Here is an 18,650-nt window from a genome sequence, read left to right as displayed (position 1 = left end):
GCCGTTCAGTTTGATAACGATTCGCATTATGCAGCGTACTATTTTAATCATCATTGGCTGGCTCGCGGTAGTGCTGGGTACGCTGGGTGTGGTTTTGCCCTTGCTGCCGACCACCCCGTTTATCCTGTTGGCCGCCTGGTGCTTCGCCCGCTCGTCGCCGCGTTTTCACCACTGGCTTCTGTACCGCTCGTGGTTCGGCGGCTACCTGCGGCACTGGCAAAAACACCGGGCTATGCCGCCCGGGGCCAAGCCGCGCGCCATTGCCTTCATCCTGATCACCTTCGCCGTCTCGTTATGGCTGGTGAAAATGATGTGGGTGCGCATTCTGCTGCTGGCGATCCTGGCCTGCCTGCTGATCTTTATGTGGCGGATCCCCGTGGTTGATGAAAAGCAACAAAAGCACTGAAGCCTCATCATGGCGGTTGCAATTATGGCGCACAGCCAGTAAATTCGACCGTTTTCGAGCACAGGTGCGCCTGGTCAAAGGTTAAACAACTGTTACTTTGACCGACTCGTCGCGCGCCGTGAGTAACACTGTTTCATTTAGGCACAAACCGATGACCGCAACTGCACAGCAGCTTGAATATCTGAAAAATAGCATCAAAAGTATCCAGGACTATCCAAAACCTGGCATTCTTTTCCGCGATGTCACCAGCTTGCTGGAAGACCCGAAAGCGTACGCCCTCAGCATTGAACTGCTGGTTGAGCGTTATAAAAACGCCGGGATCACCAAAGTAGTAGGTACTGAAGCCCGTGGCTTCCTGTTTGGCGCACCGGTTGCGCTGGCGATGGGCGTGGGTTTTGTGCCGGTGCGTAAGCCGCGCAAACTGCCGCGTGAAACCATCGCGGAGAGCTATGAGCTGGAATACGGCACCGATCAGCTGGAAATCCACGTTGATGCCATTAAGCCTGGCGACAAAGTGCTGGTGGTGGACGATCTGCTGGCAACCGGTGGCACTATCGAAGCGACCGTGAAGCTGATTCGTCGCCTGGGTGGTGAAGTGACCGACGCGGCCTTCATCATCAATCTGTTCGATCTGGGCGGCGAACAGCGCCTGGAAAAACAGGGTATTACCAGCTACAGCCTGGTGCCTTTCCCGGGTCATTAATCCCGTTTCTCACAACCTCGCTCAATGGGTGAGGTTGTGATAGCATTCCCCTCCATTAATTCACCTTCCAGCGTTGCAGAGCCTGCCCATGAGTTATCAGGTGTTAGCCCGTAAATGGCGACCACAAACCTTTGCCGACGTTGTCGGTCAGGAACATGTGCTGACGGCCCTGGCGAACGGCTTGTCGCTAGGTCGCATCCATCACGCCTATCTTTTTTCCGGCACCCGCGGCGTCGGTAAAACCTCTATTGCCCGTCTGCTGGCAAAAGGTCTGAACTGCGAAACCGGGATCACCGCCACCCCGTGCGGCGTGTGCGACAACTGTCGTGAGATCGAGCAGGGGCGTTTTGTCGATCTGATTGAGATCGACGCCGCCTCGCGCACCAAAGTGGAAGACACCCGCGATCTGCTCGACAACGTGCAGTACGCCCCGGCGCGCGGCCGCTTCAAGGTCTATCTGATCGATGAAGTGCACATGCTGTCGCGCCACAGCTTCAACGCCCTGCTGAAAACGCTGGAAGAGCCGCCTGCGCATGTCAAATTCCTGCTGGCGACCACCGATCCGCAAAAGCTGCCGGTCACGATCCTCTCACGCTGCCTGCAATTCCATCTGAAGGCGCTCGACGTTGAGCAGATCCGCGCTCAGCTTGAGCATATCCTCGATGAAGAGAACATTGTTCATGAACCGCGCGCGCTGCAACTGCTGGCCCGTGCGGCGGACGGCAGCCTGCGCGATGCGCTAAGCCTGACCGACCAGGCGATTGCCAGCGGTGACGGTAAACTCTCCACCGACGCGGTCAGCACCATGCTCGGCACGCTGGATGACGATCAGGCGCTGTCGCTTATTGAAGCGATGATCGCCGCCAACGGTGAGCGGGTGATGACGCTCGTCAACGATGCCGCCGCCCGTGGCATTGAATGGGAAGCGCTGCTGGTCGAGATGCTCAGCCTGCTGCACCGCGTGGCGATGCTGCAACTGTCTCCGTCGGCCATTGGCGCGGACATGGCGACCATTGAGCAGCGGATGCGTGAACTTGCGCGCACCGTGCCGCCGGCTGACGTTCAGCTTTATTATCAGACGCTGCTGATCGGCCGCAAAGAGCTGCCGTTTGCACCGGATCGCCGGATGGGCGTTGAAATGACGATGCTGCGCGCACTGGCCTTCCATCCGCGCAAGCCATTGCCGGAGCCGGAAACGCCCCGGCAGTCCTTTGCGCCGGTTGCGCCGACCGCGGTAATGTCACCGCAGCAGGTGCCACCGCAACCGGCATCTCCGCCGCCGCAAAACGTGCCGCTGTCGGATGCCACCAGTTCGGTGCTTGCCGCACGAAGCCAGTTGCAACGTGCGCAGGGAGCAACCAAACCAAAAAAGAGTGAACCGGCAGCGCCTGCAAGAGCGCGGCCGGTGAACAACGCCGCGCTTGAACGACTGGCCTCGGTAACGGAGCGCGTGCAGTCGCGTCCGGCACCGTCCGCGCTCGAGCAAAAAGCCCCGGCGAAAGAAGAGGCATACCGCTGGAAGGCGACTACCGTTGTTGAAACGGTCAAGGAAGTGGTCGCCACGCCAAAAGCGCTGAAAAAGGCGCTGGAGCATGAAAAAACGCCGGAGCTGTCCGCGAAGCTCGCGGAAGAGTCCATCGAGCGCGACGCCTGGGCCGCTGAGGTCAGCAAACTTCAGCTGCCGAAGCTGGTGGAGCAGGTCGCGCTGAATGCCTGGAAAGAGCAGGAAGGCAATCAGGTGCGTCTGCACCTGCGCCCTGGCCAGCGGCACCTCAACTCCCCAGGCGCGCAAAAGGCGCTGGCCGAGGCGCTTACCGCATTACAGGGTGTGCCGGTTGAATTGACTATCATTGAAGATGATAATCCGGCGGTGAAAACGCCGCTCGAGTGGCGTCAGGCCATTTATGAAGAGAAGCTCGCGCAGGCGCGCGAGGCGATAATTGCGGATAACAACATCCAGACCCTGCGCCGGTTCTTCGACGCCGATCTGGATGAAGAGAGTATTCGCCCCATTTGATCGTGAGTCTGACTTACGGTTGTAATCCTTAACGTGAAAGAAGAGAGAAGCCTATGTTTGGTGGAAAAGGCGGTCTGGGTGGCCTGATGAAGCAGGCTCAGCAGATGCAGGAAAAAATGCAGAAGATGCAGGAAGAGATCGCTCAGCTGGAAGTCACGGGTGAATCCGGTGCCGGTCTGGTCAAGGTGACCATCAACGGTGCGCATAACTGCCGTCGCGTGGAAATCGACCCGAGCCTGCTCGAAGACGACAAAGAGATGCTGGAAGATCTGGTTGCAGCCGCGTTTAACGATGCCGCTCGCCGTATCGACGAAACCCAGAAAGAGAAAATGGCCTCTGTTTCCAGCGGTATGCAACTGCCGCCGGGCTTTAAGATGCCATTCTGATGCAAACCAGTCCGCTGCTCACGCAGTTAATGGAAGCACTGCGCTGCCTGCCGGGCGTTGGCCCGAAGTCGGCGCAGCGTATGGCGTTTACGCTATTGCAGCGCGACCGCAGCGGCGGGATGCGCCTGGCGCAGGCTCTGACCCGCGCCATGTCAGAAATTGGTCACTGTGCGGATTGCCGTACCTTTACCGAGCAGGACGTATGCAACATCTGCACGAACCCGCGTCGTCAGGAAAACGGTCAGATTTGCGTGGTGGAGAGTCCGGCGGACATCTACGCCATCGAACAAACCGGGCAGTTTTCCGGCCGCTATTTTGTGCTGATGGGGCATCTCTCCCCGCTGGACGGCATCGGCCCGGACGATATCGGTCTCGATCGTCTGGAGCAGCGCCTGGAGTCGGAAACCATCAAAGAGGTGATCCTCGCCACCAACCCCACGGTGGAAGGGGAGGCAACCGCCAACTACATCGCCGAACTGTGCGCGCAGTACGGCGTTGACGCCAGCCGCATCGCCCACGGCGTGCCGGTCGGCGGTGAGCTGGAGATGGTCGACGGCACCACGCTGTCGCACTCGCTGGCCGGACGTCACAAGATTATTTTCTGACCAAACGGAGGCTGCGCGCGCGGCCTCCGCTTGAAAATTTCCCCCTTTATCCCCATCTCTCACTCAACGTTTTACAACCCCATTAAATGGCATTGTTGAGGTCGACTTAGATGAAAGGACAAGAAACCCGTGGTTTCCAGTCAGAAGTAAAACAGCTTCTGCACCTGATGATCCATTCCCTGTATTCCAACAAAGAAATTTTCCTGCGTGAGCTGATTTCCAACGCCTCCGATGCGGCGGACAAGCTGCGCTTCCGCGCGCTGTCTAACCCGGATCTGTATGAAGGCGACGGCGAACTGCGCGTGCGCGTCTCGTTCAATAAAGAGAACCGCACCCTGACGATTGCCGATAACGGCATCGGGATGAACCGCGACGAGGTGATCGACCACCTCGGGACCATCGCCAAATCCGGCACCAAAGCGTTCCTTGAGTCCATGGGCTCTGACCAGGCGAAAGACAGCCAGCTGATTGGTCAGTTCGGCGTAGGCTTCTACTCGGCGTTCATCGTGGCGGACAAAGTCACCGTGCGCACTCGCGCCGCGGGCGACAGCGCCGAGAACGGCGTGCTGTGGGAATCCAAAGGGGAAGGCGAGTACACCGTTGATGACATCACCAAAGCGGATCGCGGCACCGAAATCACCCTGCACCTGCGTGAAGGCGAAGACGATTTCCTGAACGACTGGCGCGTACGCTCCATCATCAGCAAGTATTCCGACCACATCGCGCTGCCGGTTGAGATTGAAAAACAGGAAGAGAAAGACGGCGAAACCGTGGTTTCCTGGGAGAAAATCAACAAGGCGCAGGCGCTGTGGACGCGTAACAAAGCTGAAATTAAAGACGACGAGTACAATGAGTTCTACAAGCACATTGCCCACGACTTCACCGATCCGCTGACCTGGAGCCACAACCGTGTGGAAGGGAAGCAGGAGTACACCAGCCTGCTGTACATTCCGGCGCAGGCACCATGGGACATGTGGAACCGCGATCACAAGCACGGCCTGAAGTTGTACGTGCAGCGCGTGTTCATTATGGACGACGCCGAGCAGTTCATGCCGAACTACCTGCGCTTTGTGCGTGGTCTGATCGATTCCAACGATCTGCCGCTGAACGTCTCGCGTGAAATCCTTCAGGACAGCACCGTCACCCGTAACCTGCGTAACGCCCTGACCAAACGTGCGTTGCAGATGCTGGAAAAACTGGCGAAGGACGATGCGGAAAAATACCAGACCTTCTGGAAACAGTTTGGCCTGGTGCTGAAAGAAGGTCCGGCGGAAGACACCGCGAATGTGGAAGCTATCGCTAAACTGCTGCGCTTCGCCTCTACGCACAACGACTCCTCCGCCCAGACCGTGTCGCTGGAAGAGTACGTCTCCCGCATGAAAGAAGGGCAGGAGAAGATCTACTACATCACCGCCGACAGCTATGCGGCAGCGAAGAGCAGCCCGCACCTGGAGCTGCTGCGTAAGAAAGGCATCGAAGTGCTGCTGCTGTCTGACCGCATCGACGAATGGATGATGAACTACCTGACCGAGTTCGACGGTAAGGCGTTCCAGTCCGTTGCCAAAGCCGACGAGTCCATCGACAAGCTGGCAGATGAAGTGGACGAAAGCGCGAAAGAAGCCGAGAAGGCGCTGGAGCCGTTCATTGAGCGCGTGAAAACCCTGCTGGGTGACCGCGTGAAAGAGGTGCGCTTCACGCACCGTCTGACCGATACGCCAGCCATTGTCACCACCGATGCGGACGAAATGAGCACCCAGATGGCGAAACTGTTCGCTGCGGCGGGCCAGGCCGTGCCGGATGTGAAATATATCTTTGAGCTTAATCCGGATCACCCGCTGGTGAAACGCGCGGCGGATACCCAGGACGACGCCCGCTTTGCGGAGTGGGTTGAACTGCTGCTGGATCAGTCCCTGCTGGCCGAGCGCGGTACGCTGGAAGATCCTAACCTGTTCATTAAACGTGTGAATGCGCTGCTGCTGGCGTAACTGACCACGTCTCCCCTGGTCTTCTCCCTCTCCCCGTGGGAGAGGGCCGGGGTGAGGGCACCAGACCGCACTCTCCCAAATTATCTCCCCTCATTAACCGTTTCAGCCTCCCCGCCTTCCTTGAGCGATACCCGTTCTGGTGGTATTGTTTAGCGCTTTTGAAAAATTGAATCGACATTTGAGGGGATTTTCGCAATGCGTATTATTCTGCTTGGCGCTCCGGGCGCGGGTAAGGGAACTCAGGCTCAGTTCATCATGGAGAAATACGGTATTCCGCAAATCTCTACTGGTGACATGCTGCGTGCCGCTGTTAAATCTGGCTCCGAGCTGGGCAAACAAGCTAAAGACATCATGGACGCAGGCAAGCTGGTGACCGACGAACTGGTTATCGCGCTGGTAAAAGAGCGCATTGCTCAGGAAGACTGCCGCAATGGTTTCCTGCTGGACGGCTTCCCGCGCACCATTCCTCAGGCTGACGCCATGAAAGAAGCGGGCATCAACGTGGATTACGTGCTGGAGTTCGACGTACCGGACGAGCTGATCGTTGACCGTATCGTTGGCCGTCGCGTACACGCTGCTTCTGGCCGCGTTTACCACATTAAATTCAACCCACCTAAGGTTGAAGGCAAAGACGACGTGACCGGCGAAGAGCTGACCACCCGTAAAGACGATCAGGAAGAAACCGTGCGTAAACGCCTGGTGGAATACCATCAGATGACCGCACCGCTGATCGGCTACTACACCAAAGAAGCGCAGGCGGGTAACACCAAATACGCGAAAGTGGACGGCACCAAAGCCGTGGCTGACGTACGTGCAGAGCTGGAAAAAATTCTCGGCTAAGCGCACCTCTCTCACCCGGAGCCCCGGGTGAGAAAAATTCTCATCTTACCTATTGCAGCAATGGGTTTCGTTTAAACGCATTTCCGCTACAATTGACAGCCTATCAAATGGTTAAGAGGCGTGAATGAGTCAGGCGAAAACCGGCATCCTGCTTGCCAATCTGGGCACCCCAGAAGCACCTACTCCAGCGGCGGTAAAACGCTACCTGCGACAATTTTTAAGCGACACGCGCGTCGTGGATACCCCAAGACTGCTGTGGTGGCCACTGCTGCGTGGCGTCATTCTGCCGATTCGTTCCCCGCGTGTGGCAAAGCTCTATCAGTCCGTGTGGATGGAAGAGGGCTCGCCGCTGATGGTGTACAGCCGTCGTCAGGAGAAGGCGCTGGCCGCCCGCCTGCCGGACATGCCCGTTGCGCTCGGCATGAGCTACGGTAAGCCGTCCCTGGAAAGCGCCGTTGACTCTCTGCTGGCGCAGGGCGTTGAACACATTGTGGTGCTGGCTCTATATCCGCAGTATTCGTGCTCCACGGTAGCTGCCGTCTGGGACGAACTGGGGCGCATTCTGGCGACCCGCCGCCGTATACCGGGTATCACCTTTATCCGCGACTACGCCGATAACGAGCTGTACATTCAGGCGCTTGCCAGCAGCGTGCGCGCGTCGTTTGAAAAACACGGCGAGCCGGATCTGCTGCTGCTCTCCTATCACGGTATTCCGCAGCGTTTCGCGAACGAAGGGGACGATTACCCCCAGCGTTGCCGCGATACCACCCGCGAGCTGGTCTCCGCCCTCGGCCTGCCGCCTGAGAAGGTGATGATGACCTTCCAGTCGCGCTTCGGCCGTGAACCTTGGCTGACCCCGTATACTGATGAAACGCTAAAAATGCTGGGCGAGAAGGGCGTGAAGCACATTCAGGTGATGTCGCCGGGCTTCTCGGCGGACTGTCTGGAAACGCTGGAAGAAATTGCCGTCCAGAACAAAGAGTTCTTTATGGAGGCGGGCGGAACGAAATACGAATATATTCCTGCGCTTAACGACTCCCCTGAACACATCGACATGATGGTGTCACTGGTCACCACCCGCCGCTGATCGCGTTACGGGCCGGGTTTGTGCTACCATTCCCGGCCCGTATTCTTTGCACAGTTCAGACCATGAAATTTCCCGGTAAACGTAAGTCCAAACACTATTTCCCCGTCGATGCCCGCGATCCGCTGTTACAGCAAATTCAGCAGGAAAGCGAAACCAGCGCTGCCTGGGTGGTCGGTATCGATCAGACGCTGGTGGACATTGAAGCCAAAGTGGATGATGCGTTTGTCGCACGTTACGGTCTGAGCGCCGGGCACTCGCTGGTGATTGAGGATGACGTTGCTGAAGCGCTGTATCAGGAGCTGGTGCGCGAAAATCTTATCACCCACCAGTTTGCCGGCGGCACTATCGGCAACACCATGCACAACTACTCCGTACTGGCAGACGACCGCTCGGTGCTGCTTGGCGTGATGTGCAGCAATATCGAAATCGGTGGCTACGCCTACCGCTACCTGTGCAATACCTCCAGCCGCACCGATCTGAACTATTTACAGGGCGTTGACGGGCCGATTGGCCGCTGCTTTACGCTGATAAGCGATTCCGGCGAGCGTACCTTTGCCATCAGCCCCGGCCATATGAATAAGCTGCGCGCTGAAAGTATCCCGGAAGAGGTGATCGCGGGCGCGTCTGCGCTGGTACTGACCTCCTATCTGGTGCGCTGCAAGCCGGGCGAACCAATGCCGGACGCAACCATGAAGGCAATTGAGTACGCGAAGAAATACAACGTGCCTGTGGTTCTGACGCTGGGCACCAAATTCGTCATTGCCGGCAACCCGGAGTGGTGGCAGGCCTTCCTGAAAGAACACGTCTCGATTCTGGCGATGAATGAAGAAGAAGCCGAAGCGCTGACCGGCGAAAGCGATCCGCTGCTGGCGTCTGATAAGGCGCTGGACTGGGTGGACCTGGTGCTCTGCACCGCCGGGCCGGTCGGGCTGTACATGGCGGGCTTCACGGAAGAAGAGAGCAAGCGTAAAACCCAGCACCCGCTGCTGCCGGGCGCAATCGCCGAATTTAACCAGTATGAGTTCAGCCGCGCTATGCGTCATAAAGACTGCATCAACCCGCTGCGTATCTTCTCTCACATCGCACCGTATATGGGTGGCCCTGAGAAGATCATGAACACTAACGGCGCGGGCGACGGCGCGCTGGCCGCGCTGCTGCACGACATTACCGCCAACGCCTACCACAAAACCAACGTGCCGAATTCCAGCAAACATACCTTCGACTGGCTGACCTATTCCTCGCTGGCGCAGGTGTGTAAGTACGCGAACCGCGTGAGTTATCAGGTGCTGAACCAGCATTCTCCGCGCTTAACGCGGGGGCTGCCGGAACGGGAAGACAGCCTCGAAGAGGCTTATTGGGACAGGTAAAAGTAAAACGGCAACCTGTGGTTGCCGTTTTTAGTGTTTGTTCCCTCTCCCTGCGGGAGAGGGTCAGGGTGAGGGCATCAGGCAGCACAAAACTTACCCCGTTACTGCCTCTTCAACCGGCGGTTTCGTCAGCATTGTCAGCATCGTATTCGCAATCTCACGCTCACCCATCACCACCTGATTCGCGCCGCGCTCGGTGATGTACTCCACTTCGTCATCATAATGGGCGCGGGCAATGATTTCGATATGCGGGCATTTTTCACGGGCTGTGGCGACAATCTCGCCAGCCTCGTAACCGTTCGGGATAGTGAGCAGCAGCCAGCGAGCGCAGTCCAGATGCGCCAGATTCATAATCTCTTCGTTAGCCGCGTTGCCCAGCACCGCGCGGATGCCGCGCTCGCGAAGTTCGTCGACGCGGGTGCGTGACGTTTCAATCACTACAAGTGGAATGCCCTGAGCCATCAGTTTTTCACCCAGCAGGCTGCCGACGCGGCCAAAACCGACCAGCAGCGCGTGGTTGCAGATATCCACCGGGATCTGTTTCTCTTCTTCTGTCGCCTCTTCCAGCGTCAGCTCTTCGAGGGTTTCGGTCTTCTCGAGATATTTCTCCAGCAGGGCAAACAATACCGGGTTCAACATGATGGAGAGGATCGCCCCCGCCAGCACCAGATTTTGCCCCGCCTGTGGCAGCAGGTTCAGGGCCATCCCCAGACCGGCAAGAATAAAGGCGAACTCGCCAATCTGCGCCAGGCTGGCGGCGATGGTCAGCGCCGTGCGCGGCGAGTGACCGAACATCCGCACCAGGAAGAAGGCGGCAACGGACTTACCAAAGATGATGATTGCCAGCGTACCCAGCACGGCCAGCGGCTGCTGGATGAGGATCAACGGGTCGAACAGCATCCCGACGGAGACGAAGAACAGCACCGCGAATGCATCCCGCAGCGGCAGGGTATCGTGCGCGGCGCGGTGGCTCAGCTCGGACTCGTTCAGCACCATCCCGGCGAAGAACGCGCCCAGCGCAAAGGAGACGTCAAACAGCTCGACGGCGCCAAAGGCAATGCCCAGCGCCAGCGCAAGGACTGAAAGCGTGAACAGTTCACGCGAGCCCGTGGCGGCGCTGCGGGACATTATCCACGGCACCAGACGGCGGCCCACCAGCATCATGATGGCGATAAACGCCACAACCTTACCGATGGTAATGCTCATATCCAGCGCCAGCGAGGCGAAGCCGATATTCTCTTTTTCCATCATCCCGGCGACGGCGGGCAGCAGAACCAGCGTCAACACCATTACCAGATCTTCAACAATCAGCCAGCCTATCGCGATTTGCCCGCGCTGGCTGTCTATCAGCTGCCTCTCTTCAAGCGCGCGCAGCAGCACCACGGTACTGGCGGTTGAAAGACACAGCCCAAATACGATACCGGTCATGATTGACCAGCCCAGCACCGCCGAAAGCGCCATGCCCAGCAGCGTCGCCACCCCTATCTGGGCGATCGCTCCCGGTATGGCGATCGACTTTACCGCCATCAGATCCTTCAGGGAAAAATGCAGCCCGACGCCAAACATCAGCAGGATCACGCCTAATTCCGCCAGCTCAGGCGCCAGTTTGGTATCTGCGACAAAACCCGGCGTAAAGGGCCCTGCCAGCACGCCCGCCAGCAAATAGCCTACCAGGGGCGAAATACGCAGTTTATTGGCAATCATGCCGAGAATAAAAGCGAGCACAAGTCCACCAACAATGGTGGTGATAAGCGGTGTGGCGTGGTGCATTCCGTCTCCTTTTGCGATGGGTGATCCATTTTTGGTGCAAATACCAAAAAGCCGATTAATAGTTTATGACAATTTTTACGCTTATGTTTATGAATAATTGTTGAAAACACAATAAAAAGACAATAAGCATGAAAAAAGGCAGATTTTGATAAATTTGCTGAGGGGAGGGAGAGGAAAGCCTTATGGCATCAGGTTATCCGGCTGCCAAAGTTTAACTTTGGCAGCCGTGAAGTTACGCTTTATGACGGTTGTCAGGCAGGAATATGGTCAACATCCCCAGAAGTGGCAGGAAAGCGCAGATTTTATAGACCAGGAAGATGCTGGTGTGGTCGGCAACCATCCCTAACACGGCTGCGCCAAGGCCGCCCATGCCAAAGGCAAAACCGAAAAAGAGGCCGGAAACCATACCGATACGTCCCGGCAGCAGCTCCTGCGCGTAGACCAGGATGGCTGAAAATGCCGATGCGAGAATAAAACCAATAATCACCGTCAATATTCCGGTCCATTCCAGCGTTGCGTAGGGTAAAACAAGCGTAAACGGTGCAACGCCGAGGATAGAGCCCCAAATCACATATTTACGTCCGATTTTATCCCCCACAGGGCCGCCAATCACCGTGCCTGCCGCCACCGCAAACAGGAAGGCAAAGAGGTGGAACTGGGCGTTTTGTACCGATAATCCGAATTTTTGCATCAGATAGAAGGTGTAATAGCTGCTGATGCTCGCCATATAAAAATATTTCGAGAAAATCAGCACCAGCAGCACACTGACGGCAAGGATCACCTTATTGCGCGGAAGGGGGTTGGTTATCTTCGCGGCAGGTTTTCCCTTATTTACGCGATGCTGCGCGGCATACCAGCGGCTGATTTGCGCCAGGACGACAATCGCCAGCAGCGCGGCCAGCACAAACCACGCCACGTTGCCTTTACCGTAGGGCGCGATAATCACCGCCGCCAGCAGAGGACCGAGGGAGCTACCAAAGTTCCCCCCCACCTGGAACAGAGACTGCGCCAGCCCGTGGCGTCCGCCGGAGGCCATACGCGCCACGCGGGACGATTCCGGATGGAACACCGATGAACCGGTTCCCACCAGCGCCGCGGCAACCAGTACCGCCTCAAAGCTGCCCGCCATGGCCAGCAGCACTAGCCCGCTCAGGGTGAAGCACATCCCAATGGGCAGCGACCATGGCATCGGGTATTTGTCCGTCCAGTAGCCCACCACCGGCTGTAGCAGCGAAGAGGCCAGCTGGAAGGTCAGGGTGATCATTCCGATCTGCACGAAGGTTAATGAGAACTCAGACTGCAACAGCGGGTAGATCGCCAGAATCAGCGACTGGATCATGTCGTTGAGCAGATGAGAGAGACTGATTGCGCCTAATACTTTAAAGGAAGTGCGCGATTTCGGCGGCGACGCCGGAGCGCCCTGGACGGGCTGGGTTGATTCACTGATTGCCATAAATACCACGTCGATTTGTTATTAGAGATGCAGGGAGTAATTATTATCCGACTAACATACCCGTCCGTGACATTTGAAGAAAGTCGCAATTCTGAAAACTTATTTGTCTATTCTTGTGAGTCACTGTAATTTTTGCGTTTGTCTATGGGTCAGGGAGAGAGAAGATGAAGTTAATGAAGCGTGGCGTCGCGCTGGCGCTCATCGCCGCATGGGGGCTAACAAGCCTGCCCGCGCAGGCGTATGAAAAAGATAAAACCTATAAAATTACCATTCTGCATACTAACGATCATCACGGCCATTTCTGGCGCAGCGAATACGGTGAATATGGCCTGGCGGCGCAAAAAACGCTGGTGGACGGCATTCGTAAAGAGGTCGCGGCCCAGGGCGGCAGCGTGCTGTTGCTGTCGGGCGGGGATATTAATACCGGCGTACCGGAATCTGATTTGCAGGATGCCGAGCCTGATTTCCGCGGCATGAATTTAATTGGTTACGATGCGATGGCGGTCGGAAACCACGAGTTTGATAATCCGCTGAGCGTGTTGCGCCAGCAGGAGAAGTGGTCCAAATTCCCGTTCCTTTCCGCCAATATTTATCAGAAAAGCACCGGCGAGCGCTTGTTTAAACCGTGGGCGCTGTTCAAGCGTCAGGATCTGAAGATCGCGGTCATCGGCTTAACCACCGACGATACGGCCAAAATTGGCAACCCTGAATTTTTCACCGACATCGAATTCCGTAAACCGGCGGACGAAGCGAAGCTGGTGATCCAGGAGTTGCAGCAGAATGAAAAACCGGATGTGATTATCGCGACCACCCACATGGGACATTACGATAACGGTCAGCACGGCTCTAACGCGCCGGGCGACGTGGAGATGGCGCGCAGCCTTCCAGCGGGCTCGCTGGCGATGATTGTGGGCGGTCATTCGCAGGATCCGGTCTGCATGGCTTCTGAGAATAAAAAGCAGGTAGATTATGTGCCCGGCACGCCGTGCGCGCCGGATCGTCAGAACGGGATCTGGATTGTACAGGCCCACGAGTGGGGTAAATACGTTGGCCGCGCGGATTTCGAATTCCGTAACGGCGAGATGAAGCTGGTGCACTATCAGCTCATCCCGGTCAACCTGAAGAAGAAAGTGACCTACCCGGACGGCAAAAGCGAGCGGGTACTCTACACGCCAGAGATCGCTGAAAACCAGCAGATGCTCTCTCTGCTGACGCCGTTCCAGAGCAAAGGGAAAGCGCAGCTGGACGTGAAGATTGGCACGCTTAACGGACGACTGGAAGGAGACCGCAGCAAAGTCCGCTTCGTGCAGACCAATATGGGGCGTCTGGTGTTGGCCGCGCAGATGGCGCGCACGAATGCGGATTTCGCCGTGATGAGCGGCGGCGGTATTCGTGACTCCATCGAAGGCGGAGACATCACCTATAAAGACGTGCTCAAAGTGCAGCCGTTTGGCAACGTGGTGGTCTATGCGGACATGAGCGGGATGGAGGTGATTGACTACCTGACCGCCGTGGCGCAGATGAAGCCAGATTCCGGGGCGTATCCGCAGTTTGCTAACGTCAGCTTCGTCGCGAAGGACGGTAAGCTTAACGATCTCAAAATCAAAGGCGAACCGGTTGATACGGCGAAAACCTACCGCCTGGCAACGTTAAGCTTTAACGCCACCGGCGGCGACGGCTATCCGCATATCGATAACAAACCGGGCTATGTAAATACCGGGTTTATTGATGCGGAAGTGTTGAAGCAGTTTATCCAGCAAAATTCACCGATTGACGTGAACGCGTATGAGCCGAAAGGTGAGGTGAGCTGGCAGTAGTGTTGTGCGGCCTGATGCCCTCACCCCAACCCTCTCCCACCGGGAGAGGGCGCGAACACAAAAAACGGTAACGCCTGTTACCGTTTTGCTTTTACCTCGCAGCGCCACCGGGCAATTTTCTCAATCCCGGCGCGCAATATCCGCAAATTTCGCGTCCAGCATTTTCGCCAGATCGCCTGCGGACAGTTCGATATCCAGCCCGCGTTTGCCGCCAGAAATATAGATCGTTTCAAATTCTTGCGAAGGCGCATCGATCAGTGTGGGCAGACGCTTTTTCTGGCCGAGCGGGCTGATCCCGCCGACCAGATAACCCGTTGTGCGTTGCGCAACCATCGGGTCTGCCATATCGACCTTTTTCGCTCCCAGCGCTTTGGCCACTTTCTTCAGATCAAGCTGTCCGGCGACGGGCGTTACTGCTACGGCGAGGTGCTTCATATCGCCGTTCACCGCGACCAGCAGCGTTTTGTAGACCTGGTCCGCGTTCAGCCCCAGCTTGCGCACCACTTCATCACCAAAGTTGGTTTCGTTCGGATCGTGATCGTAGGTGTGGATCCGGAAAGAAATTTTGTTTTTTTCGAGTAATTTAACGGCGGGAGTCATGGCTATCCTTCTTACGACAGACGATTCATGCCAGCAGCATACGCCTGACGTTTGTCTAAAAAATAGCACCATCTTGCGCAATAGTATTGGCAGTGATGGTTACTTTGAGCGACAATCGGCGTAGCCGAAGGTCACTTCGGTATAATAAAAACGATGAAATTCCTCTTTGACGGGCCAATAGAGATATTGGCCATTTTTTTATTTCAGCAGCGACGGCAAATTCCCTTCTCCGTACAAATGCAACGCGCCAACCGCGACAACATAACGACCGGCAGGCAGGGCATATAGCGTCTCCCGCCACGCCTGGTTGCGCGCGTTCATCAGCACATCATACAACGATTCACTGAACGTCGACGGTAACGCCAGCTTACCGTCTGCGGGCGGCGCATCCAGCCACCAGCCAATCATCGTTTGCAGCAGACGCGCGTTGGTGTGCCAGTGGGTCAGGGTATCATCCAGTAGCATCAGGCCGTCATCGGGAAGCTGGCGAAGGAGCGCAATCTGGCTGTCCGTGCCTTCCAGTTCAATAACGGACAGGTTGCGCGCCCTTGCCGCATTCAGCAGTTGATAATCGATACCGTAATCGCCGCGCAGCCCCAGGCGCTGCGCCTGGGTTGCCTGTAGCACCATGGCAATTTGCCACAGGGGCAGGGTGTCGAGCATTGAGAGCGAGACGCCGGTCTCATCCGCAAGACGGGTAAGCTCAGCCAGCTGCGTCTCGTTAAGACGTTCCGCCAGGGGGCGGTCGCTTTCCAGCCCGGCAAAGGGCGATTCATGGCCGGAGATGTCGGCTTCGACGATCAGCGCGTCGGCGCGCTTCAGTAGTTTAATCAGGCCGGAGGGCAGGGGGGACATATCCTGCGTGCCCATATGAATGCTTCCCACCAGGTGCAGATGCTGCCCGCCCGGAAGCGAAATATCCATACCGGGCCAGGCATAACGGCGGGGAAAAAGGGCGCGAAACGATGTTTTTATACGATTAAACAGACCCATACGCGCTCCATAAACGGAAAGGTTCATGCTAGCGCGTACGGGTACAAGGTTCAATCTTTCGGTTTAAACCGCAGCAGACGGTTAGCGTTGCTCACCACGGTAATTGACGAGAGCGCCATCGCCGCACCCGCAACAACCGGGTTCAGCAGGGTACCGGTCAGCGGCCACAAAATCCCGGCGGCAATCGGAATGCCGAGCGAGTTATAGACGAACGCCCCCAGCAGGTTCTGCTTCATGTTGCGCAACGTGGCTTTCGAAATCGCCAGCGCGTCCGCCACGCCCATCAGGCTGTGGCGCATCAGGGTGATCGCCGCGGTTTCAATGGCGACATCGCTCCCGCCGCCCATCGCAATACCTACGTCAGCCTGCGCCAGCGCCGGGGCGTCGTTGATGCCGTCGCCCACCATCGCCACCTGGCGACCCTGACTTTGCAGGTTCTTGATGGCGTCCGCTTTGCCGTCCGGCAGCACGCCCGCGATCACCTCATCAATACCGGCTTCTTTGGCGATGGCGTTGGCGGTGGTCGGATTGTCCCCGGTCAGCATCACCAGACGATAGCCCGCGCGGTGCAGGCGCTGTAAGGCATCTACGCTGTCCTGGCGTAACGGATCGCGCACGGCCAGTAGCGCCGCCACCTGACCATCCCTCGCCAGCAGAACCGGCGTCGCGCCCTGAGAGGCCTGCGCGTTCAGCTCTGCGTCCAGCGCGGACGTATCAACGCCGTGTTCAGTCAGCAGTGCCTGGTTTCCCAGCAGCAGCGTATGGCCTTCGGCTTCACCGCTGACCCCTAAACCGCGCAGGGTGCGGAAGTTACTTACCTGCGGCAGACGGGCATCACCGGCTTTCTCCAGGATGGCGCGCGCCAGCGGGTGGCTGGAGCCTTGTTCCAGCGCGGCGGTCAGGCGCAGGGCATCCGTCTCCGTACAGCCAACGGTACTGACGGCCACCACCTGCGGTTTGCCCTCGGTGAGCGTGCCGGTTTTATCAAAGACAAGGGTGTCCAGCGTGCTTGCCCGTTGCAGGGCGTCAGCATCACGGACCAGTACGCCAAATTCGGCGGCGCGTCCGACGCCAGAGATAATCGACATCGGCGTGGCCAGGCCAAGGGCACAAGGGCAGGCGATGATCAGCACCGTGGTGGCGATCACCAGGGTGTAGACAATCTGCGGCGCCGGGCCGAAGAAATACCAGATCGCCGCGCTCAGCAGGGCAATACCGACGACCACCGGCACAAAAATGGCGGAGATTTTATCGGCAAGCTGACCAATCTCCGGCTTACTGCTCTGCGCCTGGCGGACCATGCGAATGATGCGTGACAGCGTGGTATGGCTCCCGACCGCGCTGGCGCGGAACAGCACGCTGCCGTCCTGCACGACCGTACCGGCATGCACGGCGTCGCCCTGAGATTTCTGCTGAGGAATCGGCTCGCCGGTCAGCATCGCTTCATCCAGCCAGGCATCGCCCTGGGTGATTTCACCGTCGACGGGCACGCGGTCGCCGGTGGTCAGGCGCAGCGTCATTCCCGGCTGTACCTCTGAGAGCGGAACGCTTTTTTCCCCGTCGTCCGTGACCACGCGGGCCGTCGGCGGGGTTAAATCGAGTAATCTTTCCAGCGCTTTCGAGGAACGCTGACGGGCGCGGGCTTCCAGCATATGGCCTAAGTTGATCAGGCCGATAATCATCGCACTCGCTTCATAATAGAGATGGCGCGCCTCCATCGGGAACCACTGCGGCCAGACGTTAACGCTCATCGAATAGAGCCACGCCGCGCCGGTCCCGAGGGCGACCAGGGTATCCATCGTCGCGGTGCGGTTTTTCAGGCTCTTCCAGGCGCTGGTATAGAAATGCCCGCCTGCAAACACCATCACCGCAAGGGTAATCAGACCAATCACCAGCCACAGGGTGCGGTTGTCAGCGGTGACCATCATGTTGTCACCCATCATGCCCCACACCATCACCGGAATACCGACCAGCAGGGCGACAATCGCCTGCCAGCGGAAGCGCTTCATGGTGGCGACAGCCGTTTCCTGCTGGCGCTCGCGGCGCTCGGCATCATCTTCGATGGCCTCCGCCCCGTAGCCCGCTTTCTCCACGGCCTGCACTAACTCTGCGGCGGAGGCGCTGCCCATCACCAGCGCAGTACGCTCCGCCAGGTTTACCCGTGCCTGTGCTACACCCGGTACCGCCAGTAAGGCGTTTTGTACCCGGGAAACGCAGCTGGCGCAGCTCATGCCGTTGATCAGCAGTTGTTGGCTGTCATCAATGTCATCAGCTACCGGAAGCTCAGGAGTGGCCGCTGTCAGTGCTTCCGACGGGGATGATGACTCTGCCAGCGGTTTAGCCTTTGGGTGGCTTAACTCCGCCCCGTAACCGGCCTGTTTAATGGTATCAATCAGCGCGTCGGCGCTGGCGCTGCCGGTCACGGCGGCATGATCGATAGTCACCTCAGCGCTTTCCACGTCAGGACGCTGCTCCAGGCTTTCTTTAACGCGTTTGACACAGTGGCCGCAGGAGAGGCCTTCCAGTGTCAGGTCAATAGTGTGAGACATAACAAAACTCCCGTATAATGTTCTGGTCAATTGTTGACCTTCACTCTGCTTTTCGCTAACTGTTATGAAGGT

The 18,650-nt window shown here is 57.6% G+C and carries 15 protein-coding genes and 1 other annotated feature; of the genes, 10 read left to right on the top strand and 5 right to left on the bottom strand.

Annotated elements, in window-relative coordinates; genetic code table 11:
- Positions 1 to 28 precede the first annotated feature (28 nt).
- The 9 genes from ACOTZD_RS17095 (at position 29) to ACOTZD_RS17055 (ending at position 9,396) form a co-directional block, all read left to right on the top strand.
- The gene (locus tag ACOTZD_RS17095; protein ID WP_022650503.1) at positions 29 to 406 is read left to right on the top strand and encodes a DUF454 family protein; all 378 of its coding nucleotides are present in this window, start codon (positions 29 to 31) and stop codon (positions 404 to 406) included.
- 151 nt (positions 407 to 557) lie between these two features.
- Entirely contained in the window at positions 558 to 1,109 is a 552-nt protein-coding gene (gene apt, locus ACOTZD_RS17090) for an adenine phosphoribosyltransferase (protein WP_000127359.1), read from the top strand.
- An 88-nt stretch (positions 1,110 to 1,197) separates the two neighbouring features.
- The gene (gene dnaX / locus ACOTZD_RS17085) at positions 1,198 to 3,126 is read left to right on the top strand and encodes a DNA polymerase III subunit gamma/tau (protein WP_045337213.1); all 1,929 of its coding nucleotides are present in this window, start codon (positions 1,198 to 1,200) and stop codon (positions 3,124 to 3,126) included.
- Positions 2,456 to 2,520: a sequence feature (DnaX frameshifting element), on the top strand. Its footprint overlaps the gene before it by 65 nt.
- 53 nt (positions 3,127 to 3,179) lie before the next feature.
- Entirely contained in the window at positions 3,180 to 3,512 is a 333-nt protein-coding gene (locus ACOTZD_RS17080) for a YbaB/EbfC family nucleoid-associated protein (protein WP_003858972.1), read from the top strand.
- A complete protein-coding gene (recR, locus tag ACOTZD_RS17075; RefSeq protein ID WP_006809843.1) occupies positions 3,512 to 4,117 on the top strand; it encodes a recombination mediator RecR in 606 nt (201 codons plus the stop codon). The genes ACOTZD_RS17080 and recR overlap by 1 nt, the downstream gene beginning before the upstream one ends.
- Before the next feature lie 110 nt (positions 4,118 to 4,227).
- Positions 4,228 to 6,102, top strand: coding sequence for a molecular chaperone HtpG (gene htpG, locus ACOTZD_RS17070; protein WP_023315542.1), 1,875 nt, complete (start codon positions 4,228 to 4,230; stop codon positions 6,100 to 6,102).
- A 195-nt stretch (positions 6,103 to 6,297) separates the two neighbouring features.
- Positions 6,298 to 6,942 (top strand): adenylate kinase, encoded by a 645-nt coding sequence (gene adk / locus ACOTZD_RS17065; RefSeq protein ID WP_006809841.1) that lies wholly within the window; start codon positions 6,298 to 6,300, stop codon positions 6,940 to 6,942.
- A gap of 124 nt (positions 6,943 to 7,066) precedes the next feature.
- Positions 7,067 to 8,029: a ferrochelatase gene (hemH, locus tag ACOTZD_RS17060; protein ID WP_003858963.1), complete on the top strand. Its 963-nt coding sequence runs from the start codon at positions 7,067 to 7,069 to the stop codon at positions 8,027 to 8,029.
- Between the two features lie 62 nt (positions 8,030 to 8,091).
- A complete protein-coding gene (locus ACOTZD_RS17055) occupies positions 8,092 to 9,396 on the top strand; it encodes an inosine/guanosine kinase (protein ID WP_421636352.1) in 1,305 nt (434 codons plus the stop codon).
- A gap of 93 nt (positions 9,397 to 9,489) precedes the next feature.
- Here ACOTZD_RS17055 and ybaL read toward each other — a convergent pair whose 3' ends face one another.
- Entirely contained in the window at positions 9,490 to 11,166 is a 1,677-nt protein-coding gene (ybaL, locus tag ACOTZD_RS17050) for a YbaL family putative K(+) efflux transporter (protein ID WP_022650507.1), read from the bottom strand.
- A 232-nt stretch (positions 11,167 to 11,398) separates the two neighbouring features.
- Positions 11,399 to 12,619, bottom strand: a complete 1,221-nt coding sequence (locus ACOTZD_RS17045) for an MFS transporter (RefSeq protein ID WP_015571242.1) — start codon at positions 12,617 to 12,619, stop codon at positions 11,399 to 11,401.
- 164 nt (positions 12,620 to 12,783) lie between these two features.
- Between ACOTZD_RS17045 and ushA the strand changes: the two genes are divergently transcribed.
- Positions 12,784 to 14,436, top strand: a complete 1,653-nt coding sequence (gene ushA / locus ACOTZD_RS17040; RefSeq protein WP_048241276.1) for a bifunctional UDP-sugar hydrolase/5'-nucleotidase UshA — start codon at positions 12,784 to 12,786, stop codon at positions 14,434 to 14,436.
- A 120-nt stretch (positions 14,437 to 14,556) separates the two neighbouring features.
- Here the strand turns inward: ushA and ybaK are convergent, their stop codons facing one another.
- The 3 genes from ybaK to copA all read right to left on the bottom strand — a co-directional run bounded on the left by ybaK (position 14,557) and on the right by copA (position 18,578).
- Positions 14,557 to 15,036, bottom strand: coding sequence for a Cys-tRNA(Pro)/Cys-tRNA(Cys) deacylase YbaK (gene ybaK / locus ACOTZD_RS17035; protein WP_003858950.1), 480 nt, complete (start codon positions 15,034 to 15,036; stop codon positions 14,557 to 14,559).
- A gap of 198 nt (positions 15,037 to 15,234) precedes the next feature.
- A complete protein-coding gene (locus ACOTZD_RS17030; protein ID WP_174402107.1) occupies positions 15,235 to 16,029 on the bottom strand; it encodes a TraB/GumN family protein in 795 nt (264 codons plus the stop codon).
- A gap of 50 nt (positions 16,030 to 16,079) precedes the next feature.
- On the bottom strand, positions 16,080 to 18,578 hold the full coding sequence (copA, locus tag ACOTZD_RS17025; RefSeq protein WP_174402106.1) for a copper-exporting P-type ATPase CopA: 2,499 nt from the start codon (positions 18,576 to 18,578) through the stop codon (positions 16,080 to 16,082).
- Positions 18,579 to 18,650 lie beyond the last annotated feature (72 nt).

The organism is Enterobacter cloacae complex sp. SHL022 (genome assembly GCF_049237785.1).
Taxonomy (GTDB): Bacteria; Pseudomonadota; Gammaproteobacteria; order Enterobacterales; family Enterobacteriaceae; genus Enterobacter; species Enterobacter hormaechei_C.
This window is presented reverse-complemented; position numbering and strand designations above follow the sequence as displayed.

Excerpts from the sequence above, each read along its gene's own strand:
- ACOTZD_RS17095 (WP_022650503.1), top strand. The coding sequence starts at position 29 with ATGCAGCGTACTATTTTAATCATCATTGGCTGGCTCGCGGTAGTGCTG.
- copA (WP_174402106.1), bottom strand. The coding sequence starts at position 18,578 with ATGTCTCACACTATTGACCTGACACTGGAAGGCCTCTCCTGCGGCCAC.
- ACOTZD_RS17030 (WP_174402107.1), bottom strand. The coding sequence starts at position 16,029 with ATGGGTCTGTTTAATCGTATAAAAACATCGTTTCGCGCCCTTTTTCCC.
- htpG (WP_023315542.1), top strand. The coding sequence starts at position 4,228 with ATGAAAGGACAAGAAACCCGTGGTTTCCAGTCAGAAGTAAAACAGCTT.
- ACOTZD_RS17045 (WP_015571242.1), bottom strand. The coding sequence starts at position 12,619 with ATGGCAATCAGTGAATCAACCCAGCCCGTCCAGGGCGCTCCGGCGTCG.
- ybaK (WP_003858950.1), bottom strand. The coding sequence starts at position 15,036 with ATGACTCCCGCCGTTAAATTACTCGAAAAAAACAAAATTTCTTTCCGG.
- ybaL (WP_022650507.1), bottom strand. The coding sequence starts at position 11,166 with ATGCACCACGCCACACCGCTTATCACCACCATTGTTGGTGGACTTGTG.
- ushA (WP_048241276.1), top strand. The coding sequence starts at position 12,784 with ATGAAGTTAATGAAGCGTGGCGTCGCGCTGGCGCTCATCGCCGCATGG.
- ACOTZD_RS17080 (WP_003858972.1), top strand. The coding sequence starts at position 3,180 with ATGTTTGGTGGAAAAGGCGGTCTGGGTGGCCTGATGAAGCAGGCTCAG.
- dnaX (WP_045337213.1), top strand. The coding sequence starts at position 1,198 with ATGAGTTATCAGGTGTTAGCCCGTAAATGGCGACCACAAACCTTTGCC.
- adk (WP_006809841.1), top strand. The coding sequence starts at position 6,298 with ATGCGTATTATTCTGCTTGGCGCTCCGGGCGCGGGTAAGGGAACTCAG.
- apt (WP_000127359.1), top strand. The coding sequence starts at position 558 with ATGACCGCAACTGCACAGCAGCTTGAATATCTGAAAAATAGCATCAAA.
- recR (WP_006809843.1), top strand. The coding sequence starts at position 3,512 with ATGCAAACCAGTCCGCTGCTCACGCAGTTAATGGAAGCACTGCGCTGC.
- ACOTZD_RS17055 (WP_421636352.1), top strand. The coding sequence starts at position 8,092 with ATGAAATTTCCCGGTAAACGTAAGTCCAAACACTATTTCCCCGTCGAT.
- hemH (WP_003858963.1), top strand. The coding sequence starts at position 7,067 with ATGAGTCAGGCGAAAACCGGCATCCTGCTTGCCAATCTGGGCACCCCA.